The organism is Streptomyces sp. NPDC102451 (genome assembly GCF_044765485.1).
In the GTDB taxonomy this organism is placed as follows: Bacteria; Actinomycetota; Actinomycetes; order Streptomycetales; family Streptomycetaceae; genus Streptomyces.
Genome location: NZ_JBIWKD010000005.1, coordinates 410,329 through 434,166, shown reverse-complemented (window position 1 = coordinate 434,166; position 23,838 = coordinate 410,329). Strand labels below are relative to the sequence as shown.

Below are 23,838 nucleotides of genomic sequence, written 5' to 3'. Positions count from 1 at the left end.
GGTCCGGACCTCCGATGGCCCGCACCCTCACAGCCCGGCTCGCACCGCCAGGCTCGTCCGGCCCGGCCCGGCCGCGCCGCCCGGCTCCTCGATCCGGCGAATCTACGCCCCGGCCGTGATCTTGTCCCGCTCCCGGCCGGCTGGTCCGGACGCCTCCTCGGCGCCCCGGTCCCCGGCCGGAGCCGGCTCCCCCTCGCTCAGCCCGAACCTCCGGTGGAAGGCGCGCAGCGGCGCGGGGGCCCACCAGGTGACCCGGCCCATCAGCTTCATCACGGCCGGCACCAGCAGGCTGCGCACCACCATGGCGTCCATCAGCACGGCCAGCGCGATCCCCAGCCCGAGCATCTTGGTGTTGGTCACCCGCGAGGTCCCTATGGCGACCATCACCACCGCCAGGATGACGGCGGCCGCGGTGATCAGCCCGCCGGTGCGGCGGAGCCCGAACGTCACCGCCTGCTCATGGTCACCGGTCCGGTCGTACTCCTCCTTGATCCGGGAGAGCAGGAAGACGCCGTAGTCCATGGAGAGTCCGAAGGCCACGCAGAACATCAGCACGGGCAGGGTCGTCTCGATGTCACCTGTGCTGGTGAAGGAGAGGATCCCGGAGAGATTTCCGTCCTGGAAGACCCAGACCACGGCTCCGAACATGGCGGTCAGGCTGAGCGCGTTGAGCACGACCGCCTGGAGCGGTATCAGGACGCTGCCGGTCAGCAGGAAGACCAGCAGCAGCGTCACCACGACGATGATCCCCACGGCCCAGGGCAGTCGGTCCGCTATGGCCGCCTTGGAGTCGACCAGGACGGCCGCAGCCCCGGTCACCGACGTGTCGAACGGTGCGGGCTCGGCCCGCAGCTCCCGGACCAGGTCCTGCGCTCCCTGCCCGACGGCCTCCCCCTCGGGCAGGACGTCGTAGTACGCGGATCCGTCCGCCGTGACGGGTCCGTCGACCCGCTGCACTCCGGGGAGCGCGGCGATCCGTTCCCGGAAGGCGGCGTACTGGCCCGGGCTCGCCGTGCCTTCGGCGAGCACTTCGAGTCCACCGCCGGGACTTCCGGGGAAACCGTCCCGTATGTGTTCCTGGACGACTCGGGACTCTGCGGTGGCCGGCAGCTGGCGGTCGTCCGCCGTACCGAACTTCACCCCGAGGAACGGGAGTCCCAGGAGCACGAGCCCGACCGTGGTGACGACGGCGAAGACAGGAGCCCTGCGCATCACGAGCACCGAGAAGCGGGCCCACCCCCTGCCCTGGCCCTCGGCCGCTGCCGCACCGGGGGCCGCCTTCTTCCGGCGCCGCAGCAGCCGCCGCAGGTCCAGGGAGTTGACCCGGGGCCCGAGCAGCATCAGCGCGGCCGGCAGCAGGATCAGGGCAGCGGCGGCGGCCAGCAGCACGACGGCGATGCCCGCATAGGCGAAGGAGCGCAGGAAGTACTGGGGGAAGACCATCATCGCGGCGAGCGACACCGCCACCGTCAGCGCGGAGAAGAGCACCGTGCGTCCCGCCGTGCGCAGGGTGGTGCCGATCGCCACCCTGGTGTCCGCCCCAGCGGACAGCTCCTCGCGGAACCGGCGCACAATGAACAGGGCGTAGTCGATGGCGAGTCCGAGGCCCAGCGCCGTGGTGAGGTTCTGGGCGAAGACCGAGACATCGGTGAACTCGGTGATGCCGCGCAGCACCGCGTTGGTGCCGAGGATGGCGACGATGCCGACGCCGAGCGGCAGCAGTGCCGCGACCGCGCTGCCGAAGACCATGACCAGCAGCACCAGTGTCACCGGCAGGGCGATGAGCTCCGCCCGCAGGAGGTCCTCCTGGATGATGCTCTGCATCTCGTGCCGTACGGCGACGGGTCCGCCGACGGAGACCTCCACCGGGCCGTGCGCGCCCCGGTAGGCGGGGGCTATCCGGTCGAGGATCTCACCGGCGCCCTTCTCGTCGCCCTCGATCCGGGCGGCGACGAGCGCCTCGTGTCCGTCCGTGGAGCGCAGGGCGGGAGACTTCGTCCGCCAGTACGAGCCGACGCCCGTGACCCCGGGCTCCGCCGACAGCCGCTCGGTGAGCCGGGCGGCCTCCGCGGCCACCGCGGGATCGTCGACCGAGGCGCCGCCGCCGTCGACGAGCAGCAGCAGATTGGGCTGCGAGTCGGGGAACTCACGCTCCAGCACCTGGGTCGTGTACGTCGACTCGGCGTCGGGCGCCTCCCAGCCGCCGCTGCCCATCCGGTCGGCCACTCCGCCGCCCGCGAACACGGCGAGCGCCGTGATCACCAGGGCGGCCAGCAGGGCGAGCCGCGGCCGCGCGGTGACGATGCGGGTCCACCGCCCGACGGACTCCGGGCTGTTGACTTCGGACATGGTGCGGTGTCCCCTTCACCGGGACCCGGGCAGCACAGGACAGCAGCAGCACGGGTCGATCATCGCCACGTACACTGGCAAACACGAGTACTCGCTCGTGTTTCTTCAGAATGCGAGTACCCACTCGTGTTTGTCAACCGCGTCTTGAGAGCTGGGGATGGACCGTGCCGGAGGCCAGAGCGGGAGAAGCCGCCACACCCGCACAGAGCAGCAGCGGCGGCAAGGGCGCAGCGGGCGGCCCGGACGCCGGAGACACCGCGGCCGGCCGTCCGCGGCGCCGCCAGGCCCGCGGCGAAGCCCGCATCGCCCAGCTGCTCGAAGCCGCCGCCGAGGTCTTCTGCTCCAGCGGGTACAACGGCGCCAGCACCAACGCCATCGCCCGCGAGGCGGGCGTCTCGCCCGGCACGCTCTACCAGTTCTTCCCCAACAAGGAAGCCATCGCCGTCGAGCTCGGCGAGCAGCTCATGCACCGCTGGCAGGAGACGTACGGCGCCGCGTTCGTCGTCAGCCACATCGAGCTGCCGCTGGACCGGATGCTGGACACGGTGCTCGACCCGCTCATTGCGTTCAACTGCGAGAACCCGGCCTTCGCCGTCCTCACCCACGGCTCCGAGATCCCGGGCGTGATCACCCGGGAGCACGACGCCCTGCACGCCTCCATGCTCACCAGGACCGAGCAGCTCCTGGGCGCCTACCTGCCGGACCTCCCGGCGGACCAGGTCACCCGTACCGCCACGATGTCGTTCGTACTCTTCAAGGCCGGCCTCGACCTGATCATGTCGCACGAGGGTTCCGAACGAGAGGCGTACATCAGGGAGTTGAAGAGCGTGATGCGCCGCTACCTGGAGCCCCTGGTGTGCGACACGCCCGATGGCGTGACACCGGGACGCATCAATACCCCCTAGGGGTATAGTTGGGCGTGCGGGTAGGCGCACCGGGCTCCCCGGCACCCTCTCGCGCCCCACATGCCACACCATCCGTGCCTGCGAAGAGGAGAACGTCATGACCGCCGAGACCGACACGCCCCGGACCGCCGGTTCCTGCTGCTCGTCCACCGGTTCCTGCCACGACGGGGCCGCCGACGTCCAGGTGGGCGGCGTCACCACGGTGTACGAGGTGAAGGGCATGACCTGCGGCCACTGCGAAGGAGCGGTCTCCGAGGAGATCTCCGGGATCGAGGGGGTCACCTCGGTGAAGGCCGAGGCCGCCACCGGCCGCGTCACCGTCGCCTCCGCGGCGCCGCTGACCGACGACGCCGTACGCGAGGCCGTCGACGAGGCGGGCTACGAGCTCGTGGGCCGCGCCTGAGACCCGCCCGCGCCACGGCCGCGCGAGACCCGCGCCACCGGCACCGCCCGGCACGCGGGGCCCGCGCCACCCGCATCTCCCGTCGGGCCGGTTCCGTCACCAGGAAGCAGATACTGGTGAGGAAACGGCCCGACTGCTCGACCCAGGAGTCCGCACACATGGCCAGCACCACGGCAGCCGAGGTCCCGGCGACGGAGACCTCCGGTGCCGAGCTCACCATCGGCGGGATGACCTGCGCCTCGTGCGCGGCCCGCGTCGAGAAGAAGCTCAACCGGATGGACGGGGTCACCGCCACCGTCAACTACGCGACCGAGAAGGCCCGCGTCTCGTACGGCGCCGGGGTCACGCTCGACGATCTCGTCGCCACCGTCGAGAAGACCGGGTACACGGCACGGCCCGTACCCCGCCCCGGACCCGCGCCCGCGCTCACTCCGCCCACCCCGCACGTCCCTCGTGTCCCCGAGGACGAAACCCACCGCGACGCACCCTCCGAGCCCGCCCCCCGCGACCCGGCCGAGCGTACGGCCGACGGAGCCCTCGCCGCGCTCAGGCAGCGCCTCCAGGTATCGGCGGTGCTCGCCGTGCCGGTCGTCCTGATGGCCATGGTCCCCGCCCTCCAGTTCGACAACTGGCAGTGGCTCTCCCTCACCCTCGCCGCCCCCGTCGTCATCTGGGGCGGCCTGCCCTTCCACCGTGCCGCCTGGGCGAACCTCCGGCACGGCGCGGCGACGATGGACACCCTGGTGTCCATCGGCACCCTCGCGGCCTTCTGCTGGTCGGTGTGGGCCCTGTTCCTCGGCTCCGCGGGCATGACGGAGATGCGGCACGGGTTCGAGGTCACCGGCTCCACATCGGATCCCGCCTCCACGATCTATCTGGAGGTGGCTGCCGGAGTCATCGGTTTCATCCTGCTCGGCCGCTACCTGGAGGCCCGGGCCAAGCGGAAGGCCGGCTCCGCCCTGCGTGCCCTGCTCCACCTCGGCGCGAAGGACGTCACGGTGCTCCGCCCGGGCGACGGACCGGGGCACGGGGTGACGGAGGTACGCATCCCCGTCAGGCGGCTGCTCGTCGGCGACCGGTTCGTCGTACGGCCCGGCGAGAAGATCGCCACCGACGGCACCGTCGTCGAGGGCTTCTCGGCCGTCGACGCCTCCATGCTCACCGGGGAGTCCCTGCCGGTCGACACCGCTCCGGGTGACTCCGTCACCGGCGCCACCCTCAATGTGTCCGGACGGCTGGTCGTCGAGGCCACCCGCGTCGGCGCCGGCACCCAGCTGGCCCGGATGGCCGCGCTCGTGGAGGACGCGCAGAGCGGCAAGGCCGCCGCCCAGCGCCTCGCGGACCGGATCTCGGCGGTCTTCGTCCCCGTGGTGCTGCTGATCGCCCTGGGGACACTGGTCGCCCAGCTGCTCGCCACCGACGACATCACGGCCTCGTTCACCGCCGCCGTCGCCGTGCTGATCATCGCCTGCCCCTGCGCCCTGGGCCTCGCCACGCCCACGGCGCTCCTGGCCGGCACCGGGCGCGGCGCGCAGCTCGGCATCCTCATCAAGGGCCCCGAGATCCTGGAGACGGCCCGGAGGATCGACACGGTCGTCCTCGACAAGACCGGCACGGTCACCACCGGCCGCATGACCCTCGGGCCGGTCCACACCGCGCCCGGGACGGCCGAGGCCGACGTGCTCCGGCTGGCCGGGTCCGTCGAACACGCCTCCGGGCACCCCGTGGCCCTCGCCGTCGCCACCGGGGCGGCCGCCCGCGCGGGCACGGCGCTCCCCGTGCCGGTGGACTTCACCGACGTCCCGGGCCTCGGGGTACGCGGCACCGTCGAGGGCCACCACGTACTGGCCGGCCGGCCACAGCTGCTCGCCGATGCCGGAATCACCCTCCCGCCGCCCCTGGCCGACGCCCTGGCCCGTGCGGCCGCTCAGGGCCGTACGACCGTCGCCGTGGCCTGGGACGGCATGGCCAGGGGTGTGCTGGAGGTGTCGGACACGGTGAAGGAGAGCAGCGCGGAGGCCGTCGCGGAGCTCCGTGCGCTGGGCCTCGAACCGGTCCTGCTGACCGGCGACAACCGGGCCGCGGCGCACGCCGTGGCCCGCGAGGTCGGGATCGACACGGTGTTCGCGGAGGTCCTGCCGGAGGAGAAGGCCCAGGTCGTACGGCGTCTCCAGGCCGAGGGCAGGTCCGTCGCGATGGTCGGCGACGGCGTCAACGACGCGGCGGCGCTCGCCGTGGCCGATCTGGGCCTGTCGATGGGCACCGGGACGGACGCCGCGATCGAGGCGGGCGACCTCACGCTGGTTCGTGGAGATCTTAAGGTGGCCCCTGCCGCCATCCGCCTGTCGAGGCGTACTCTGTCCACCATCAGAAGCAACCTCTTCTGGGCGTTCGGCTACAACGTGGCCGCACTGCCTCTCGCCGCGTTCGGGCTGCTCAGCCCCATGATCGCGGGTGCGGCAATGGCGTTCTCGTCGGTCTTCGTCGTGACGAACAGCCTGAGGTTGCGCTCCTTCACATAATTTCTACAAAGAGACTTAGATCACACCGATTTGAGGGTAACCATCTGATGGGTTGGTGAGTCTAAGAGTGCGATGCCAAGGATGTCTTGGGGGACGTCCGATGGAGTGTCTTGGGGGACGCTCCTGGCAAGCGTTGGCCGGGGCACGTGCACCGGGGAGCTTTGAGCGGCCCTCCCGTGCGTACGTACCCCGGCAGTCGCACAGCAGTACCGAACTGAATACGCACCATCCGTAGGACCAAGGGAGTTCAGGCTCCCGCGCAGACGCCCGGCCGGATCCCGTGGGGGGAATCCGCTCCGGGATATGGGAAGCGCCCTGTCCGTCGACCCGTGGGGGGATCGACAGGCGGGGCGCTTCTCGCGTTCCGTGGCCCAGGCCGCCTCCCGGCCGCCCCTGGAACGCCGAATCGCCCCGTACACCGCGCTCGATGTCCGAGCACGGTACGGGGCGAAGGCAGAGGGCCTCAGGGGCCCGGCGCGCAAGCGGCTCCGCGAGGCGGAACCGGCGGGTGGTCGGGCGTCAGCGGCCCTCGACCGGGACGAAGTCGCGCAGGACCTCGCCGGTGTAGATCTGGCGCGGGCGGCCGATGCGGGATCCCGGCTCCTTGATCATCTCGTGCCACTGGGCGATCCAGCCGGGGAGCCGGCCGAGCGCGAACAGCACGGTGAACATCTCCGTCGGGAAGCCCATGGCGCGGTAGATCAGGCCCGTGTAGAAGTCCACGTTGGGGTAGAGGTTGCGCGAGACGAAGTACTCGTCGGAGAGCGCGTGCTCCTCCAGCTTGAGCGCGATGTCGAGCAGCTCGTCGGACTTGCCGAGCGAGGACAGCACATCGTGGGCGGCGGCCTTGATGATCTTGGCGCGCGGGTCGAAGGACTTGTACACCCGGTGGCCGAAGCCCATCAGGCGGACGCCGTCCTCCTTGTTCTTCACCTTCTGGATGAAGGAGTCGACGTCGCCGCCGTTGGCCTGGATGCCTTCGAGCATCTCCAGCACCGACTGGTTGGCGCCACCGTGCAGCGGGCCCCACAGGGCCGAGATGCCGGCGGAGATCGAGGCGAACATGTTCGCCTGCGAGGAGCCGACCAGACGCACGGTGGAGGTCGAACAGTTCTGCTCGTGGTCCGCGTGCAGGATGAGCAGCTTCTCCAGCGCGGAGACGACGACCGGGTCCGGCACGTACTCCTGGGCCGGGACGGAGAAGGTCATCCGCAGGAAATTCTCGACGTAGCCGAGGTCGTTACGCGGGTAGACGAACGGGTGACCGATCGACTTCTTGTACGCGTACGCCGCGATGGTCGGGAGCTTGGCCAGCAGCCGGATCGTCGAGAGGTGACGCTGCTCCTCGTCGAACGGGTTGTGGCTGTCCTGGTAGAAGGTGGACAGCGCGCTGACGACCGAGGACAGCATGGCCATCGGGTGGGCGTCGCGCGGGAAGCCGTCGAAGAAGCGCTTGACGTCCTCGTGCAGCAGCGTGTGCTGGGTGATCTCGTTCTTGAAGTCCGACAGCTCGTCGACCTTGGGAAGGTCACCGTTGATCAGCGTGTAGGCGACCTCGAGGAACGTCGAGCTCTCGGCGAGCTGCTCGATCGGGTAGCCGCGGTAGCGCAGGATGCCCTGTTCACCGTCGAGGTAGGTGATGGCGGATTTATAGGCGGCTGTGTTGCCGTATCCGCTGTCCAGCGTGACCAGGCCCGTATTGGCCCGGAGCTTCCCGATATCGAAGCCCTTGTCGCCGACGGTGCTGTCGATCACCGGGTAGGTGTACTCGTCATCGCCGTACCGCAGTACTACAGCGTTGTTGGTGTGCTCGCTCACGTCATCCCTCACCGACGTAGTGCCTCTTCTTCGAGGTGCCCTGACTGTCTCCACCCTCCCCCATTTGGCTCAGGAGAGTGCACTCGGGGTCGTCCATTGGACCTACTGACGGCACTGAGTGCCGTCAACTTTCTCATCCTGCCCCCTCCCCTCCGGTTCCGGAAGGGCTCAGTGATGTTTCCCACCGTTTTGATCGATCATTTTTCCGGGAAGTCTTCCGACGCCCCGCCACGGAGCCGGAAATCCAGCGCCGTGCAGCGCCTGCCTGCGGAAACCGTGCGGACGGCCTGACCGATGGCCTTGCGCGAACCGACCAGCACGACCAGCTTCTTGGCGCGGGTCACCGCCGTGTACAGCAGGTTCCGTTGCAGCATCATCCAGGCGCTGGTGGTGACCGGGATGACGACCGCCGGGTACTCGCTGCCCTGCGAGCGGTGGATGGTCATCGCGTAGGCATGGGCGAGCTCGTCCAGTTCGTCGAAGTCGTACGCGATCTCCTCGTCCTCGTCCGTGAGAACCGTCAGCGTCTGCTCGTCCGCGTCGAGAGCGGTGACGACACCGACCGTACCGTTGAAGACGCCATTCTCCCCTTTGTCATAGTTGTTCCGAATCTGCGTCACCTTGTCGCCGACCCGGAAGACCCGGCCTCCGAACCGCTTCTCGGGCAGGCCGGGGCGGCCCGGGGTGATGGCCTGCTGGAGCAGTCCGTTGAGATGGCCTGCGCCTGCCGGGCCACGGTGCATCGGGGCGAGGACCTGCACGTCACGGCGCGGGTTCAGGCCGAACTTGGCGGGGATGCGGCGGGCCGCGACATCGACGGCGAGCACCCCGGCGTCCTCCGTCTCGTCCTCCACGAAGAGGAAGAAGTCGTCCAGGCCCTGGGTCAGCGGCGGCACCCCGGAGTTGATGCGGTGGGCGTTGGTGACGACGCCGGACTTCTGGGCCTGCCGGAAGATGGTGGTCAGCCGGACCGCCGGGACCGGGCCGCCCTCGGCGAGCAGGTCCCGCAGCACCTCCCCGGCGCCGACCGACGGCAGCTGGTCCACATCGCCGACCAGCAGGAGATGGGCACCGGGTGCCACCGCCTTGATCAGCTTGTTGGCGAGCAGCAGATCGAGCATCGAGGCCTCGTCCACGACGACCAGATCGGCGTCGAGCGGACGGTCACGGTCGTACGCCGCGTCCCCGCCGGGCTTCAGCTCCAGCAGCCGGTGCACGGTGGACGCCTCGGCGCCGGTCAGCTCCGAGAGCCGCTTCGCGGCCCGCCCGGTGGGGGCGGCCAGCACCACTTTCGCGTTCTTGGCGCGGGCCAGCTCGACGACGGAGCGGACGGTGAAGGACTTCCCGCAGCCGGGACCGCCCGTCAGCACGGCGACCTTCTCGGTGAGGGCCAGCCGGACGGCCGCCTCCTGCTCGGGCGCCAGCTTCGCCCCCGTACGCCCGGAGAGCCAGGACAGCGCCTTGTCCCAGTCGACGTCCCCGAAGGCCGGCATCCGGTCCTCCGGCGCCCGCAGCAGACGCCGCACCTGGGCGGCGAGGGAGAGCTCGGCGCGGTGGAAGGGGACCAGGTACACGGCGGTGACCGGCTGCCCGTCCTCGGGGCCCGGCACCTTCTCCCGTACGACGCCCTCCGGATCCTCCGCGAGCTCGGCCAGGCAGTCGATGACCAGCCCGGTGTCGACCTGGAGCAGCTTCACCCCGTCGGCGATCAGCCGCTCCTCGGGGAGGAAGCAGTTCCCCTGGTCGGTGGACTGCGACAGGGCGTACTGGAGTCCGGCCTTGACCCGCTCGGGGCTGTCGTGCGGGATGCCGACGGCCTGGGCGATGCGGTCGGCGGTGAGGAAGCCGATGCCCCAGACGTCGGCGGCCAGCCGGTAGGGCTGGTTCTTCACGACGGAGATCGAGGCGTCCTCGTACTTCTTGTAGATGCGGACGGCGATGGAGGTGGAGACCCCGACGCTCTGGAGGAAGACCATGACCTCCTTGATCGCCTTCTGCTCCTCCCAGGCCGCGGCGATCATCTTCGTCCGCTTCGGCCCGAGCCCGGGCACCTCGACGAGCCGCTTCGGCTGCTGCTCGATGATGTCCAGGGTGTCGACGCCGAAGTGAGTGGTGATGCGGTCGGCCATGACGGGGCCGATGCCCTTGATCAGGCCGGAGCCCAGGTAACGCCGGATGCCCTGGATGGTGGCGGGCAGGATCGTCGTGTAGTTCTCGACGGTGAACTGCTTGCCGTACTGCGAGTGGGAGCTCCAACGCCCCTCCATCCGCAGCGACTCACCGGGCTGCGCACCGAGCAGCGAACCGACGACGGTGAGCAGGTCGCCCGCCCCGCGCCCGGTGTCGACGCGCGCGACCGTGTAGCCGTTCTCCTCGTTGGCGTACGTGATCCGCTCCAGGACCCCTTCGAGGACGGCCATGTTCGGCGTGGACGATGTCGTGGAGGACGTCGTGGAAGACCTGGTGGACATGTTCGTGACGGTACCGGGCGAGGCTGACATCGGGTGGGCCGCGCCGGAAGCTGACGTACCACCGAACGCGAGACGTTGCGTAACACTCGGTGTTACCGTGGCGTCATGGCAACCGAGCGCTTTTCCATCAGCATGTCGGCCGAGGTCCGCGACCGGATCAGAGAACATGCGGCGGACGCCGGACTCGACGTCTCCACATTCCTCACGATCGCCGCCCAGACGCAGATGGACCAGCAGGACCGCGTCAGGAGGATCTTCAAGCCGTTCGAGGATGCCCGCGCGGAGGCCGAGGAGCAAGCAGGCACCGGCACGTGGGCGGGCGACGACATCGAACCGAGCAGGGAGGAACGGGCTGAGGTCGAAGCCATTCTCGGCCGGTCCTCCCACGATGAGGCCGCCGCGTGACCGTTGTCGTCTACGACACCGGCATGCTGATGGCGCTGGTGAGCCAGGACCGCCGGGCGCACATCCTGCACAAGGGCTTCGTCTCAGCCGGCGGACACCAGCCGATCGTCCCTGGTCCCGCCCTCTCACAGGCCTGGCGAACGAGCCCGAAGACGGCCTACGCGTGGAACCGGATCCTCGCCGACGTCGTCGTCCACCCCGGAGCCAGGACCCGCTTCCCCGTGGACCAGGCGCCCCGTTGCCTTCCCTGTGCGGGGGGAATGACCATCGAGGACTGGAAAACGCTCGGCGACATGATCGGTGCCGCCGCGCTGCCTCCCAAGAAGCGCCCGGACCCGGTGGATGCGCTGGCCGTCCACATCGCCGCCGCACACGGCGGAGGTGCCGTGCTGACCTCCGACACCGACGACATCGAGGCATACGCCGCCACGCTGCCAGGGGCCGCTATCTCAGCCGTGGCCATCTGATCCGGGAGTTCGCCCCGCTGCGCCTTCAGGGTCTTGCCGTGGCGGCCAGTTCGGCGACACGACGGAAGGGTTCTTCGTGGAACCAGTGGTCGATGGCCGCTACGGCTGCACCCAGGCGGCTCGACAGAAGTCGTCGGCATCGAGCACGGCCGTGTTGGACAAGCGACACGAATCCTGATGCCTGGGTCACAGGTCGCCGAAACTGGCGAGAGCATGACGGACGGCGGCAAGGGCATCCTCGTCGGTGGCATCGAGGTGCCTCACGGCGGCGGCATAGCTGCGTGCGTACTCCCCCAGTTTCACCTTGGTGTCGGTGGCGGCCGGCGGGGCGATGACCTGCGTACCGGAGCCTCGGCGGCTCTTGACGAGGCCTGCGGCCTCCAGTTCGCGGTAGGCCCGCACCACCGTGTTGTTGGCCAGCCCGAGGTCGGAGGCCAGCTGGCGTACGGACGGCAGCCTGGCCCCCTGTCCCAGTCGGCCGACCGAGATCAGATCGGCCAACTGGGCTCGGATCTGTTCGTACGGCGGGACGGGAGACGCGTGACTGACTCTGATACTGAGCCCGTCGACCGTCATGCCTGGACCTTGACGTAGGCCTGCGGCAGCAGGAGGACCCCCAGGCAGTGGCCTGCGGTCAGGACGGAGGCGAGGGCGGCGAAGGCCAGCCCCCAGAGCGCCAGAACTGTCATCGTCCCCCCACAGGGCATGCTCAGCATCACAAAGCCCGCCGTCACGGAAACGGCGAAGAGAGGGGCGCTCACCAGCACTCCCCACGCACCGACAGCCGCTCTGGCGTTGACGCGGCGTTGATCATCGCTGCCGGAACGTACGGTGACACGACGCAGCAGCAGAACGCAGGCGACGGTGCCCAAAGTGAGGCCGCCGAGCGCCGGCCAGGCGTAGTAGGGGCCGGGCCAGGGTGAGAGCAAGTGGGTTCCGGCGGCGCAGGTGACGGACAGGGCGCGCCCCGGGCGACCGCCGGAGTCTGCCGAGGCCGTCGCGGCGGCGACGACCAGGATGACCGGCAGGGCGACAGCCTGCGCGGCCAGCACAGCCGTAAGAGATCGGGGCACGTAGTCCCGGATCCTGCGTGGCGTCACTTCGGCTGCTCGGTGCCAGCCACCACTCGGTCGCGCGACGATGTCCGCCGCGAACACGCCGGCCATGACGCACAGTCCGAACACGGGGATTCCGTAGAGCAGATCCACATCAGGCTCAGGGCTGAAGGTGACGATCGCGTTGACAGCCAGACCGGTCACCACACCGGCCCATCGCACGGGCACGAGCAGCCCCGCCCTCCAGGCGCCTACCGTTCTTGCGGCAGCAGCCATAACGATCCCTTCCCCCACCAGGCGTATCAACTGCTTGACACAATTCCGGAAAACCCAAACCGTGTCAAGGAGTTGACACACTTGCGCACGCCTAAGCCACCCCGCGCCACGGAACAAGCGGGTGGGGCCGCCGCGACCGCGCCGGGCCTACCACCCCGCCCCTCGCGCGATCCCGGCCACCTCCCTGAGCTGCACCCCGTCCGACGCCGTCGCCCAACCCCCGTCCGGCCCGGCATTCGCACTGTGCCGTAAAGAAATCGCCCATGTTCGTCCGCCGGACAGCCGCCCTGACCGCGATACCCGTCGCCGCCCTCCTCCTGGCCGCCTGCGGCAGCGACGAGGTGCACGGCACGATCACGGAGGAGCACAAGGCGGCCCACACCACGTGGAGCCACAAGCCGGTCACCAAGAGGCAGTGCTCCACGAGCCGGAAGGACGGCAAGTCCAAGAAGTCCTGCCGCACGGTGAAGACGGGCAGCAAGCGTGTCTCGCACCGTGAGCTGGAGTGCTGGCAGATCGAACTGAACGACGACGAGCACGAGTTGTGCATATCGAAGAGCAAGTGGGACAAGGTCCGAGTCGGCGACAAGTGGTGATGCCTCCGACCCGTGGAGAAACACGCCCCGGCGGAGCCGGAACTCCCCCCGTAGGGGCCTTCCGTGGGGGCCTGGAAGGGTGCGCGTACGGGGGTCGGGGCTGGGGGCCATTCCCTTTCGCGCCACCCTTCCTGATGCCTGTGGAGCACCCCGCACATACGGTCCGACCTGGCCTCATGGATCGCCCGCGCCTAAAATTCAGGCAGCGGGAAGGGAGTCCGGATGCGCCGGAACATACGCTCGATGGATGACGTACTGACGCTCATGGACGGCCTGTTCGCGCCGGAGGCCGACCGGTGGACCGAGCGGGCGGGCGACTGGTGGGACGGCTTCTACGAGGACCGGTCGAAGCCTGTGCCGTTCTTCGTCGCGAAGCCCGACGAGAGTCTCGTCTCGTACGTCGAGCGGGGGCTGGTCCCACCGGGGCGTGCCCTCGACCTCGGATGCGGCCCGGGGCGCAACGCGCTGTGGCTCGCCTCGCGCGGCTTCCAGGTGGACGCCGTCGATCTGTCGTCCGGCGCCATCGCCTGGGCGAAGGAGCGTGCCCTGGAGGCGGGCGCGGACATCCGCTTCCACTGCGGCGACGCCTTCGCCGAAGGCGCACCCGCCGGCCCGTACGAACTGATCAACGACTCCGGCTGCTTCCACCACCTGCCGCCGCACCGGCGCGTCAGCTACCTGCAGCTGGTGGAACGGTCCTTGGCCCCCGGCGGGTACCTCGCCCTCAGTTGCTTCGCCTCGGGGGCGATGGGTTCCGAGCTGCCGGACGCCGAACTCTACGGCTCAGGCGGGCTGCAGGGCGGTCTTGCCTTCACACCGGAGTCGCTGCGCTGGACCTTCGAGGGAATGGAGGAGGTCGAACTACGCCGGATGCGGAACGAGCCGTCGAGTTCCACCTGCTTCGGTGAGGGCTTCCTCTGGGCCGCGCTTTTCAGAATGCCGGACGAGTACCGGCGACTCGGTCCATGACGCCGCGTACCTGTTCCCGAAGTGGTGGCCCCTGCGGCGATCACGCGACTGGGTGGAGATGACCGGTGGATACCTCAAGAGCTTTCTGGCGCAACACGACGCACGACTGGGCCAACGCCGTGGATCTCGCTCACCTGTCGGGCATCCGGCGGGACCCGGTCGCGTTCGCCCCTGGCGGCACCTGGCATCTGGTGCTCGAGGTCGTCGCCTATGCGGCCGACGAGGCGGAGTGCGGCGACGGAGGACGCTGCCGTGTCACGCTCCACCCCGACGGTTCCGTGTCCGTCGCGGATGAAGGGCGGGGCACCGACACCCGGTTCGACGAGGACGGCCAGGTCGTCAAGAAGCCGGTGATGGCCACCAAGGACCTGCGGTTCTTCGACTCCCCCGAGGCCCAGATCCTCCCTGACGGCCATCCACGCCGAGGCATGTCGGTGGTCGCCGCGCTCAGTGAACGGCTCGTCCACACCAACCGCCGGCACAACGGATCCTGGACCCAGCGTTACGAGCACGGCGTCCCCGTGACCGGTCTGGAGGCCGTGCCCGACGACGGGACGACCGGGACGACCGTCCACTTCCGCCCCGGTGAACGCCTGCGTGCGGAGGGCTGGTCGCGGGGCGATGCCGTCGCACTGGCCACGGCGTGGCCCCATCTGGCCGTGGAGGTACGGCCCTGACCGCTGAATCCCGTACGGCCACGAGGGCAGCGAGGCGAAGGCGTGACAGGCGGCGCACCGCTCAGGCAGGCTCGTCCTCATGGTCTCGGTATTGCAGAACGTGGCGATCGACTGTGCGGATGCCTATGAACTGGCCCGGTTCTGGAGCGGGGTGACCGGCCACCCGTTGCACCCGGACGACGGGCCGGGAGTGGCGGAGACTCAGGTGATGCTGCCGGATGGGCCGTTCCTGTACTTCAACCAGGTGCCCGAACCGAAGTCGTCCAAGAACAGGCTCCACCTGTGTCTGCGCCCGGAGACCTCGCGGGAGGAGGAGGTCGAACGGCTGCTGGATCTGGGCGCCACCCTGGTCGCCGACCGCCGGAAGGCCGACGGCTCGGGGTGGGCCGTACTCGCGGACCCCGAAGGCAACGAGTTCTGCGTCCTGCGCAGCGAATCCGACCGGGCCGCGGCGCCGTCCTGACCCAGTGGGGCCGGGCCTCACCCCCGGGTGAAGGTGGGGCCGGCTTCGCCCGGCCTCCGCCGCCTCAGCCCGGCCGGCCGGGCAGCCGTCGCCGTACGCGCCGGACCTGGCGGTGGTCGGCGACCGTGTCGAGGATGCGGCGCCCGGCGCCGGCCTCGTACGCCGGGCCCTCCAGCCGGAGCAGTGCGCCGTCGCCGACCACGGCGTACGCGACCGGCGCGTCCGCCTTCGGCAGGGTGACCGGGTGGCGTCCGGACGGGAGTTTCAGCCGGGCGGGGAGGCGCAGCAGCGCCGTCGGCCCGTCAGCGGCGGGGACCACTTCGGCGGTGACCTTCAGGGCGGACACGGTGACCTTGACGGGGGCCGGGGCTCCCGGCCCCGCCGCGACGTACGGCAGCGGGAGCGACCGCTCGCCGCGCAGCGCGTTCGCAGCCGCGGCACCGGCCGTGTCGGGGCCGAATCCGCGCAGGCGCTGGTCCATGTCGAGGGCGAGCTGGCCGACGCCGGCGGTCAAGTACGGGAGCGCGAGCCGTCCGCCGGTGAGCGCCGGGCCCGCGGCCGGGCCGCTCGGGACGCCCTGCCCGGTCACCCGGACCATCCGGTCGACGCCCAGCAGGTTGACGAACGCCCACACGTCGTACACCCCGCGTTCGAGCCGCCGCCCGCCGGCCAGCCGCTCCGGGTCGAGGCGCAGTCGCCCGGAGGCAACGAGCCGGGACCGGCCGTCCCCCAGGGGCTGGAGCCGGAGCTCCAGGTCGCCCTCCGGGTACCACCAGTCCTCCCGGTCGCGGTCCTTGACGACCAGTTCGGCGTACGCCGTCCGGAACGGGTCGTGGACCTCCCATCCGTCCTCCGCCCCCGGTACGCCGGTCAGCAGTTCCGGGTCCAGCCACCACGTCCCGTCGCGTCCGGTCAGGACCACCGGCTCACCGTCGCCGCGCAGCAGTTCCAGCGTGATGTCGGCGACGAGGCAGCCGTCCTGCCAGTGCGGTGCGCCGAGCGTGCTGCGGACGGTCACGGCGCGGATGTGCTCCGCGAACGCGAACGCCCCGTCGAAGTCGCCGCGTTCCAGCAGTTCGGCCCTCAGCCCGCTCACCGCGGGCAGCCCACGCCGCACGGCGGCCGGGAACTCCTCCAGCGCCACCTCACGGGCCGTCCCGAACCGCCGTCGCTGCTCGGCCGGGTCCTCACGCAGGATCTCGGGCTCGCGGGCCCTGGACAGGACCTCGACGTGGTACAGACGGTGCAGGAGCCGGTTCTGCAACGCGTCGATGTCGTCGGAGGGCTCGGTACCGTCCTTGATCTGGCCGATGACGGTACGGAGGTTGGGCCAGAACCCGTGCTTCGGATTGAACCGGTGGCGGGTGTTGTTGCCCCCGTCGTCCCGCTTCATCCAGTAGTAGCAGGGGTAGTCGGCGAGGACCGAGATCCGCTCGGCCTTCAGATAGGCGGCGGTGACGAAGGCCAGATCCTCCATGATCCACGGGCCTTCGGGGAAGCGCAGTCCGTGCTGCTCGACGAAGGCCCGCCGGAACATCTTGTGCGGGGACATGCTCTGCATGAGTTCGTCGTTCTCGATGGTGCAGCTGTCCAGTGTGTGCCGGAACAGCCGCCGGGGCCGCACCATCGTGCTGGACATCTTGCCGATCACCACATCGGCCCGGTTGCGCGTCGCGTGCGCGTACAGCCGTTCCAGGGCTTCGGTTCCGAGCATGTCGTCGTGGTCGACGAACTGCACGTACTCGCCCTTGGCGTGCTTCATGCCGAGGTTGCGCGGTGCACCCGGCCAGCCGGAGTTGGGCTGGGTGTGCACCTGGACGTGCGGGTGTCCGGCCGCCAGCTTCTCCAGCCGTTCCAGGGTGTCGTCCGTGGACCCGTCGTCGACGTAGATGACCTCGTACTCGTCGGCAGGGAGGCTCTGCGCGAGCAGCGACGGCGCGCACTCGTCGACGTACTTCCCGGTGTTGTGGACGGGGACGATCACGCTGACTTTGACTCTCGGCATTCCACTGACCTTCGGTGTGTGCGGGCGCAGGCATCCGGGCCGCCCGTCACAGGACCGGGCGGCAGGGGGCCGGGACCCGGATCCATTCCTCCGAGCCGCCCGGACGACACACGGAACGGCTCACGATGCGCCTTCCGGGACGTCCTCGCGGAACGTCTCGGACGAACGCCTCGTGGAAGCGGAATGGGGCCCGGCCCATAGGCCGGACCCCCCTCGCTTTCCCCCTCCGTCGGGCTTCCCGTCCCCCCGGACCCCTCCCCGGAAGTCCCGACGCAGAGTACGACCGGGGAGGGTACGCAAAGGTTGCACGCCTTGACGATCTCTTTACCTTCGCGTCGTCGAACCGCTCTCAGCAGGCATGTTCCAGGTAGCGGGCGGCGACCTCGGCGATCACTTCGGCCCCGTCGCGGGCCCAGAGCTCCCCGTTGAAGATCTCCACCTCGATCGGACCGTCGAAGCCGGTCGCCTCGACCAGTCGGCGCATCGCCCGGAAATCGACGCAGCCATCACCCAGTTGGCCCCGGCCCACCAGGACGCCCGCCGGAAGCGGAGTGATCCAGTCGGCCAGCTGGAACGAGTGGATCCGGCCGCCCGCGCCCGCCCTCGCGATCTGCGCGGGCAGCTGGTCGTCCCACCAGATGTGGTAGGCGTCGACGACCACCCCGACCTGCTCGGCCGGGAAGCGCTCGGCGAGGTCCAGGGCCTGCGAGAGGGTCGAGACGACGCAGCGGTCCGAGGCGAACATCGGGTGCAGCGGCTCGATCGCGAGCCGGATGCCCCGCTCGTGGGCGTACGGGGCCAACTCGGCCAGGGCGTCGGCGATCCGCTCGCGGGCGGCGTGCAGGTCCTTCTCCCCGGCGGGCAGTCCGCCGGAGACCAGGACCAGGGTGTCGGTGTTCACGCCCGCGGCCTCGTCGACCGCCGCACGGTTGTCGTCCAGGGCGCGGGCGCGTCCGTCGGGGTCGGACGCGGTGAGGAAGCCGCCGCGGCACAGGCTGGTGACGGTGAGGCCCGCGTCCTTCATCAGCTGCCCGGCACGCTCGACGCCGTACTCCTGCACCGGGGCGCGCCACAGGCCCACCTGGCCGATGCCGGCCTTGGCGCAGCCCTCGACGAGCTCCGGCAGGGAGAGCTGCCGGACCGTCTCCTGGTTGATGGACAGGCGGGAGAGATCGGCGGTCATCGGCTTCCTCCGTAAACGGTGAGCAGGGCGCGCATACGGGCCTCGGCCAGCTCGGGGTCCGGGAACAGGCCCAGGCGGTCGGCCAGTTCGTACGCCTTCGCCAGGTGCGGCAGCGAGCGGGCGGACTGGAGGCCGCCGACCATCGTGAAGTGGTCCTGGTGGCCCGCGAGCCAGGCGAGGAACACCACGCCCGTCTTGTAGAAGCGGGTCGGGGCCCGGAAGAGGTGGCGGGACAGCTCGACCGTGGGATCCAGGAGGGCGCGGAAGCCGTCCACGTCACCGGTGTCCAGGACCCGTACGGCGTGGGCGGCGAGCGGGCCCAGCGGGTCGAAGATGCCGAGCAGGGCGTGGCTGAAGCCCCGGTCGTCGCCCGCGATCAGCTCGGGGTAGTTGAAGTCGTCCCCGGTGTAGCAGCGCACCCCGCTCGGAAGCCGGCGTCGTACGTCGATCTCGCGCTCGGCGTCCAGGAGGGAGATCTTGATGCCGTCGACCTTGTCGGGGTGTTCCGCGATGACCTTCAGGAAGGTGTCCGTGGCGGCGTCGAGGTCCGCGCTGCCCCAGTAGCCCTCCAGCGCCGGGTCGAACATCGGGCCGAGCCAGTGCAGGACGACGGGCTCGGTGGCCTGGCGCAGGAGATGGGCGTACGTCTCCAGGTAGTCCTCGGGGCCCTTCGCCGCGGCGGCCAGCGCGCGGGAGGCCATCAGGATGGCCTGGGCGCCGCTCTCCTCGACGAGGGCGAGCTGTTCCTCGTACGCGGCGCGCACCTCGGGCAGGCCGGCGGGGCCGGTGAGCTGGTCGGTGCCGACGCCGCAGGCGATCCGGCCGCCCACCGACTTCGCCTCGGCGGCGGAGCGGCGGATCAGCTCGGCCGCTCCGGCCCAGTCCAGGCCCATGCCGCGCTGGGCGGTGTCCATGGCCTCGGCGACGCCCAGGCCGTGCGACCAGAGGTGCCGCCGGAAGGCGAGGGTGGCGTCCCAGTCGATGGCGGCGGGGTCGTCGGGGCTGATGTCGGCGCCCGGGTCGGCGACGACGTGGGCGGCGGAGAAGACCGTACGGGAGGCGAGCGGTACCCCGGAGTGGGCCAGGTCGAGCGGGGTGGCCCGGGGTTCGTACGGCCCCTGCGGGAGGTGGATGGTCACAGGCTCAGCTCCGGTACGTCGAAGCGGCGGCCCTCGGCCGAGGACTTGAGGCCGAGCTCGGCGAGCTGGACGCCCCGGGCGCCGGCCATCAGGTCCCAGGTGTAGGGCTCGTCCAGGACGATGTGGCGGAGGAACAGCTCCCACTGGGCCTTGAAGCCGTTGTCGAACTCGGCGTTGTCGGGGACTTCCTGCCACTGGTCGCGGAACGGCTCGGTGACCGGGAGGTCGGGGTTCCAGACCGGCTTGGGGGTGGCCGAGCGGTGCTGGACACGGCAGTTGCGCAGGCCCGCGACGGCGGAGCCGTGGGTGCCGTCGACCTGGAACTCGACGAGTTCGTCGCGGTTGACGCGGACCGCCCAGGAGGAGTTGATCTGGGCGACGGCGCCGCCGGCCAGCTGGAAGGTGCCGTACGCGGCGTCGTCGGCGGTGGCGGAGTAGGGCTTGCCCTGCTCGTCCCAGCGCTGCGGGATGTGGGTCTGCACGTGCGCCGAGACGCTGGTGACCTGGCCGAACAGCTCGTGCAGGACGTACTCCCAGTGTGGGAACATGTCGACGACGATGCCGCCGCCGTCCTCCGCACGGTAGTTCCAGGAGGGGCGCTGGGCTTCCTGCCAGTCGCCTTCGAAGACCCAGTAGCCGAACTCGCCGCGCACGGAGAGGATCTCGCCGAAGAAGCCGCCGTCGATGAGGCGCTTCAGCTTGAGCAGGCCCGGGAGGAAGATCTTGTCCTGGACGACGCCGTGCTTGATGCCGGCGTCGCGGGCGAGGCGGGCCAGTTCGAGCGCGCCCTCGACGTCGGTGGCGGTGGGCTTCTCGGTGTAGATGTGCTTGCCGGCGGCGATGGCCTTCTTGATCGCGTCGACGCGGGCCGAGGTGACCTGGGCGTCGAAGTAGATGTCGATCGTCTCGTCGGCGAGCACCGCGTCCAGGTCCGTCGACCACTCGGTCAGGCCGTGCTGCTCGGCGAGTGCCTCCAGGGCGTGGGCGCGGCGGCCGACGAGGACGGGTTCGGGCCACAGCACGTCGCCGTCACCGAGGTCGAGGCCGCCCTGCTCGCGGATCGCGAGGATCGAGCGCACCAGGTGCTGCCGGTATCCCATGCGTCCCGTGACGCCGTTCATGGCGATGCGCACTGTCCTGCGTGTCACGAAAGTTCCTCCATACAGCCGTAGCAAGCGCTTTCTATGCGGTATGACGCTAGCCTGCCGACAGTGGCCCGGACAAGGGGGGCCGCTCCAGAACTCCTCGGAGGAGAGCGATGACAGTCACCCTGGCGGACGTGGCGGCCCGCGCCCGGGTGTCCCCGGCCACCGTGTCCCGCGTGCTGAACGGCAACTACCCGGTGGCCTCGTCCACCCGGGAGCGGGTCCTGCGCGCGGTGGACGATCTGGACTACGTACTGAACGGCCCGGCCAGCTCGCTCGCCGCCGCCACCTCCGACCTGGTGGGCATCCTGGTCAACGACATCGCCGACCCGTTCTTCGGCATCATGGCCGGGGCGGCGCAGAGCGAGATCGGGGGCCCGGGGGACGGATCCGGCCGTGCGGGCGGCGAGAAGCTCGCCGTCGTCTGCAACACCGGCGGCTCCCCCGAGCGCGAACTCACCTACCTCACCCTGCTGCAGCGCCAGCGCGCCGCGGCCGTCGTCCTGACCGGCGGCGCGCTGGAGGACCCGGCCCACCAGGCCGCGATGGCGGTGAAGCTGGCCAAGCTCGCGGACGCCGGCACCAGGATCGTCTTCTGCGGCCGCCCGCCGCTGCCGGGCGCCGACGCGGTGGTCGCGGCCCTGGCCTTCGACAACCGGGGCGGCGCCCGGCGCATCACGGAGCATCTGATCGCCCTGGGCCACCGCCGGATCGGTTACGTCGCCGGGCCCCTGGAACGCACCACGACCCGGCACCGGCTGGAGGGCCACCGCGAGGCCATGAAGGCGGCGGGGCTGTACGGCGACGAGGAGAGCGTCACCGTGCACGGCCCGTACGACCGGAGCTCCGGTTACGACGCCACGCTCGAACTCCTGCGCCGCGAACCCGCCGTGACGGCCGTCGTCGCCGCGAACGACACCGTGGCACTCGGTGCCTGCGCGGCGGTCCGGGACCTGGGGCTCCGCATCCCCGAGGACATCTCGGTGGCCGGCTTCGACGACCTGCCGTTCTCGGTGGACGCCGTCCCCGCCCTGACGACCGTACGGCTGCCGCTGTTCGAGGCGGGGGCACGGGCCGGCCGGCTGGCGATGGGCAAGGAGACACCTCCGCCGGGCGGCATCGCGACCATCGAGGCGGAGCTCATGGAGCGGGGATCGACCGCGCCCCCGCGGCAGGGATGAGGAATCTCCCCCGCGAACAGCGGGTACGCGTCAGGACCGCGCCGTACCGATGAGAGGACAGACACCTTGAAGCTCGCTTTCTCGACCCTCGGAGTTCCGGGGATGCCCGTGGCGGACGTGGTACGCCTCGCCGCAGGGAACGGCTACCAGGGGGTGGAGCTGCGCACCCACGCCGAGGAGCCAGTCAACGTCGGCCTCACCCAGCTCGAACGGGCCGCCGTGGCCGAGGAGTTCAAGCGCGGCGGGGTGGAGATCCTCACCGTCGCCGGTTATGCGCGGGTCGCCGCCGAGGGGGACGACAAGCCGGTGCTCGCCGAGCTCGCCGGGCTGGTGGACCTCGCCCACGACCTGGGCGCTCCGTACGTCCGGGTGTTCCCCGGCGGCGGGGACCAGGACCCGGCGGAGGCCGACGCGGCCGCCGCACGGCGGCTGGGGGCAGCCGCGCCGCACGCCGCCGACCGGGGCGTACGGATCCTCCTGGAGACCCATGACTCGCACCGCGCCGGAGCCGACGTGGCCCGGGTGGTGGGGCCGGTCGGGCACGGGCAGATCGGCGCGATCTGGGACGTCATGCACACCTGGCTGGCCGGCGAGGAGCCTGCGGCCAGTCACGCGGTCCTGGCCCCGCACCTCGGATACGTACAGGTGAAGGACATCGCCTCCGCCGAGGACACCACGCCGCTGCCCCTCGGCGCCGGGACGCTGCCGCTGAAGGAGTGCCTGGACACCGTGGATGCGGACGGCTGGGTCTGCTGGGAGTACGAGAAGCGCTGGTACCCCGGGGCCGCAGGGCTGCCGGAGCTGCTGGCGGCGGGCCGGGAGCACCTGCTGCGCCTCGGCGCGCCGAAGCAGTAGCGGGCCCCGGTCAGGCCCGCGCCTCCTGGACCTCCGGAAGCGGTGGGGCGGCGGCCGGGCGGGGCCTGACCAGCGAGGTCAGGGCCACCCCGCCGACCAGCAGCGCCGCCGCGCACCACCGCAGGGGGCTGACCGGCTCGCCGAGGAACAGCGCGGCCGACGACATCCCGAAGACGGGCACCAGCAGGGTGAACGGGGCGACGGACGAGGCCGGGTGATGGCGGAGGAGGAAGCCCCAGGCGCCGAAGCCGAAGACGGTGACGACCCAGGCGACGTAGACGATGATGGCGGCTCCGCTCCAGTCGAGCGCCGCGAGGGCCTCGGTGTCGCGGTCCCAGCCCTCGAAGAGCAGGGACAGGCCGAGGAGCGGCAGCACCGGGACGGTCGAGACCCACACCATGAAGTTGAGGGAGTCCCGAGGGGCCGCCTTACGGGTGATCACGTTGGACACGCCCCAGCACGCCGCCGCCACGATCACCAGGACGAAGGCGAGCACGGGCCCGCCCGCCCCCTCGTCCACGGCGGCCACGCCGATGCCCGCGAGCGCGATCCCCATGCCCAGGACGCGCGTCCTGCCGGGCCGTTCGGACAGGACCAGGGCCGCGAACAGGGCGGTGAAGACGGCCTGGACCTGGAGCACCAGGGAGGAGAGCCCGGCAGGCATCCCCCGGTCCATCCCGATGAAGAGCAGCCCGAACTTGGCCACCCCCAGGGCGAGCCCCACACCGACGATGTACTTCCACGCCACGGTGGGCCTGCCGACGAAGAACACGGCGGGCAGCGCGGCGACGAGGAAGCGCAGGGCGGAGAAGAGCAGGGGCGGGAAGTGGGCGAGACCCAGCTCGATGACGACGAAGTTCACGCCCCAGACGGCGGCGACCAGCGCGGCCAGGGCGATGTGGAGAGGACGCATGGACCGAGCATCCGACGCCTGGACCGTGTAGCACCAGCGCG

At 70.6% G+C, this 23,838-nt stretch carries 21 protein-coding genes; 11 read left to right on the top strand and 10 right to left on the bottom strand.

Annotated features, from left to right (window positions below):
• Positions 1-102 precede the first annotated feature (102 nt).
• Positions 103-2,349 carry an MMPL family transporter gene (locus ACIRD8_RS14905; RefSeq protein ID WP_403990373.1) on the bottom strand — a complete coding sequence of 749 codons (2,247 nt, stop codon included), beginning with the start codon at positions 2,347-2,349 and terminating at the stop codon, positions 103-105.
• A gap of 164 nt (positions 2,350-2,513) precedes the next feature.
• Here ACIRD8_RS14905 and ACIRD8_RS14900 point away from each other — a divergent pair, with 164 nt between their 5' ends.
• The 3 genes from ACIRD8_RS14900 (at position 2,514) to ACIRD8_RS14890 (ending at position 6,179) form a co-directional block, all read left to right on the top strand.
• Positions 2,514-3,254, top strand: coding sequence for a TetR family transcriptional regulator (locus ACIRD8_RS14900; RefSeq protein WP_403990370.1), 741 nt, complete (start codon positions 2,514-2,516; stop codon positions 3,252-3,254).
• Between the two features lie 97 nt (positions 3,255-3,351).
• Positions 3,352-3,657: a heavy-metal-associated domain-containing protein gene (locus ACIRD8_RS14895; protein WP_403990367.1), complete on the top strand. Its 306-nt coding sequence runs from the start codon at positions 3,352-3,354 to the stop codon at positions 3,655-3,657.
• A 158-nt stretch (positions 3,658-3,815) separates the two neighbouring features.
• The gene (locus ACIRD8_RS14890; RefSeq protein WP_403990365.1) at positions 3,816-6,179 is read left to right on the top strand and encodes a heavy metal translocating P-type ATPase; all 2,364 of its coding nucleotides are present in this window, start codon (positions 3,816-3,818) and stop codon (positions 6,177-6,179) included.
• Positions 6,180-6,698: 519 nt separating this feature from the next.
• Here ACIRD8_RS14890 and ACIRD8_RS14885 read toward each other — a convergent pair.
• Together ACIRD8_RS14885 and ACIRD8_RS14880 are read right to left on the bottom strand one after the other, a co-directional pair.
• On the bottom strand, positions 6,699-7,997 hold the full coding sequence (locus ACIRD8_RS14885) for a citrate synthase (protein WP_403990362.1): 1,299 nt from the start codon (positions 7,995-7,997) through the stop codon (positions 6,699-6,701).
• A 197-nt stretch (positions 7,998-8,194) separates the two neighbouring features.
• Positions 8,195-10,468: an ATP-dependent RecD-like DNA helicase gene (locus ACIRD8_RS14880; protein WP_403990359.1), complete on the bottom strand. Its 2,274-nt coding sequence runs from the start codon at positions 10,466-10,468 to the stop codon at positions 8,195-8,197.
• 105 nt (positions 10,469-10,573) lie between these two features.
• Between ACIRD8_RS14880 and ACIRD8_RS14875 the strand changes: the two genes are divergently transcribed.
• Positions 10,574-10,873 carry a hypothetical protein gene (locus ACIRD8_RS14875; protein WP_403990356.1) on the top strand — a complete coding sequence of 100 codons (300 nt, stop codon included), beginning with the start codon at positions 10,574-10,576 and terminating at the stop codon, positions 10,871-10,873.
• On the top strand, positions 10,870-11,340 hold the full coding sequence (locus ACIRD8_RS14870; RefSeq protein ID WP_403990352.1) for a hypothetical protein: 471 nt from the start codon (positions 10,870-10,872) through the stop codon (positions 11,338-11,340). Before ACIRD8_RS14875 ends, ACIRD8_RS14870 begins: the two co-directional genes overlap by 4 nt.
• Positions 11,341-11,526: 186 nt before the next feature.
• Here ACIRD8_RS14870 and ACIRD8_RS14865 read toward each other — a convergent pair whose 3' ends face one another.
• Both ACIRD8_RS14865 and ACIRD8_RS14860 read right to left on the bottom strand, forming a co-directional pair.
• Positions 11,527-11,916 carry a GntR family transcriptional regulator gene (locus ACIRD8_RS14865; protein ID WP_403990349.1) on the bottom strand — a complete coding sequence of 130 codons (390 nt, stop codon included), beginning with the start codon at positions 11,914-11,916 and terminating at the stop codon, positions 11,527-11,529.
• Positions 11,913-12,671, bottom strand: coding sequence for a hypothetical protein (locus ACIRD8_RS14860; protein WP_403990346.1), 759 nt, complete (start codon positions 12,669-12,671; stop codon positions 11,913-11,915). Before ACIRD8_RS14860 ends, ACIRD8_RS14865 begins: the two co-directional genes overlap by 4 nt.
• 263 nt (positions 12,672-12,934) lie before the next feature.
• Between ACIRD8_RS14860 and ACIRD8_RS14855 the strand changes: the two genes are divergently transcribed.
• The 4 genes from ACIRD8_RS14855 to ACIRD8_RS14840 all read left to right on the top strand — a co-directional run bounded on the left by ACIRD8_RS14855 (position 12,935) and on the right by ACIRD8_RS14840 (position 15,376).
• The gene (locus tag ACIRD8_RS14855; protein ID WP_403990343.1) at positions 12,935-13,267 is read left to right on the top strand and encodes a hypothetical protein; all 333 of its coding nucleotides are present in this window, start codon (positions 12,935-12,937) and stop codon (positions 13,265-13,267) included.
• Positions 13,268-13,489: 222 nt separating this feature from the next.
• Positions 13,490-14,236 (top strand): class I SAM-dependent methyltransferase, encoded by a 747-nt coding sequence (locus ACIRD8_RS14850; RefSeq protein ID WP_403990341.1) that lies wholly within the window; start codon positions 13,490-13,492, stop codon positions 14,234-14,236.
• Positions 14,237-14,301: 65 nt separating this feature from the next.
• The gene (locus ACIRD8_RS14845; protein ID WP_403990338.1) at positions 14,302-14,913 is read left to right on the top strand and encodes an ATP-binding protein; all 612 of its coding nucleotides are present in this window, start codon (positions 14,302-14,304) and stop codon (positions 14,911-14,913) included.
• Positions 14,914-14,992: 79 nt separating this feature from the next.
• Entirely contained in the window at positions 14,993-15,376 is a 384-nt protein-coding gene (locus tag ACIRD8_RS14840; protein ID WP_403990335.1) for a VOC family protein, read from the top strand.
• Between the two features lie 64 nt (positions 15,377-15,440).
• On the opposite strand, the gene ACIRD8_RS14835 is transcribed toward ACIRD8_RS14840, so the two are convergent.
• The 4 genes from ACIRD8_RS14835 to ACIRD8_RS14820 form a co-directional block, all read right to left on the bottom strand.
• On the bottom strand, positions 15,441-17,381 hold the full coding sequence (locus tag ACIRD8_RS14835) for a glycosyltransferase family 2 protein (RefSeq protein WP_403990332.1): 1,941 nt from the start codon (positions 17,379-17,381) through the stop codon (positions 15,441-15,443).
• Positions 17,382-17,730: 349 nt separating this feature from the next.
• Positions 17,731-18,564 (bottom strand): sugar phosphate isomerase/epimerase family protein, encoded by an 834-nt coding sequence (locus ACIRD8_RS14830; protein WP_403990330.1) that lies wholly within the window; start codon positions 18,562-18,564, stop codon positions 17,731-17,733.
• Positions 18,561-19,703: a dihydrodipicolinate synthase family protein gene (locus tag ACIRD8_RS14825; RefSeq protein ID WP_403990327.1), complete on the bottom strand. Its 1,143-nt coding sequence runs from the start codon at positions 19,701-19,703 to the stop codon at positions 18,561-18,563. The genes ACIRD8_RS14830 and ACIRD8_RS14825 overlap by 4 nt, the downstream gene beginning before the upstream one ends.
• Complete coding sequence (locus tag ACIRD8_RS14820; RefSeq protein WP_403990325.1) at positions 19,700-20,851, bottom strand: Gfo/Idh/MocA family protein; 1,152 nt, start codon at positions 20,849-20,851, stop codon at positions 19,700-19,702. The genes ACIRD8_RS14825 and ACIRD8_RS14820 overlap by 4 nt, the downstream gene beginning before the upstream one ends.
• Before the next feature lie 110 nt (positions 20,852-20,961).
• On the opposite strand from ACIRD8_RS14820, the gene ACIRD8_RS14815 reads away from it, so the two are divergent.
• Both ACIRD8_RS14815 and ACIRD8_RS14810 read left to right on the top strand, forming a co-directional pair.
• Positions 20,962-22,029, top strand: coding sequence for a LacI family DNA-binding transcriptional regulator (locus ACIRD8_RS14815; protein WP_403990322.1), 1,068 nt, complete (start codon positions 20,962-20,964; stop codon positions 22,027-22,029).
• A gap of 66 nt (positions 22,030-22,095) precedes the next feature.
• Positions 22,096-22,884, top strand: coding sequence for a sugar phosphate isomerase/epimerase family protein (locus ACIRD8_RS14810; protein ID WP_403990319.1), 789 nt, complete (start codon positions 22,096-22,098; stop codon positions 22,882-22,884).
• Between the two features lie 10 nt (positions 22,885-22,894).
• Here the strand turns inward: ACIRD8_RS14810 and ACIRD8_RS14805 are convergent, their stop codons facing one another.
• Complete coding sequence (locus ACIRD8_RS14805) at positions 22,895-23,797, bottom strand: EamA family transporter (protein ID WP_403990316.1); 903 nt, start codon at positions 23,795-23,797, stop codon at positions 22,895-22,897.
• Positions 23,798-23,838 lie beyond the last annotated feature (41 nt).

Excerpts from the sequence above, each read along its gene's own strand:
- ACIRD8_RS14865 (WP_403990349.1), bottom strand. The coding sequence starts at position 11,916 with ATGACGGTCGACGGGCTCAGTATCAGAGTCAGTCACGCGTCTCCCGTC.
- ACIRD8_RS14835 (WP_403990332.1), bottom strand. The coding sequence starts at position 17,381 with ATGCCGAGAGTCAAAGTCAGCGTGATCGTCCCCGTCCACAACACCGGG.
- ACIRD8_RS14805 (WP_403990316.1), bottom strand. The coding sequence starts at position 23,797 with ATGCGTCCTCTCCACATCGCCCTGGCCGCGCTGGTCGCCGCCGTCTGG.
- ACIRD8_RS14855 (WP_403990343.1), top strand. The coding sequence starts at position 12,935 with ATGTTCGTCCGCCGGACAGCCGCCCTGACCGCGATACCCGTCGCCGCC.
- ACIRD8_RS14850 (WP_403990341.1), top strand. The coding sequence starts at position 13,490 with ATGCGCCGGAACATACGCTCGATGGATGACGTACTGACGCTCATGGAC.
- ACIRD8_RS14815 (WP_403990322.1), top strand. The coding sequence starts at position 20,962 with ATGACAGTCACCCTGGCGGACGTGGCGGCCCGCGCCCGGGTGTCCCCG.
- ACIRD8_RS14905 (WP_403990373.1), bottom strand. The coding sequence starts at position 2,349 with ATGTCCGAAGTCAACAGCCCGGAGTCCGTCGGGCGGTGGACCCGCATC.
- ACIRD8_RS14860 (WP_403990346.1), bottom strand. The coding sequence starts at position 12,671 with ATGGCTGCTGCCGCAAGAACGGTAGGCGCCTGGAGGGCGGGGCTGCTC.
- ACIRD8_RS14895 (WP_403990367.1), top strand. The coding sequence starts at position 3,352 with ATGACCGCCGAGACCGACACGCCCCGGACCGCCGGTTCCTGCTGCTCG.
- ACIRD8_RS14875 (WP_403990356.1), top strand. The coding sequence starts at position 10,574 with ATGGCAACCGAGCGCTTTTCCATCAGCATGTCGGCCGAGGTCCGCGAC.
- ACIRD8_RS14890 (WP_403990365.1), top strand. The coding sequence starts at position 3,816 with ATGGCCAGCACCACGGCAGCCGAGGTCCCGGCGACGGAGACCTCCGGT.
- ACIRD8_RS14830 (WP_403990330.1), bottom strand. The coding sequence starts at position 18,564 with ATGACCGCCGATCTCTCCCGCCTGTCCATCAACCAGGAGACGGTCCGG.
- ACIRD8_RS14880 (WP_403990359.1), bottom strand. The coding sequence starts at position 10,468 with ATGTCCACCAGGTCTTCCACGACGTCCTCCACGACATCGTCCACGCCG.
- ACIRD8_RS14840 (WP_403990335.1), top strand. The coding sequence starts at position 14,993 with ATGGTCTCGGTATTGCAGAACGTGGCGATCGACTGTGCGGATGCCTAT.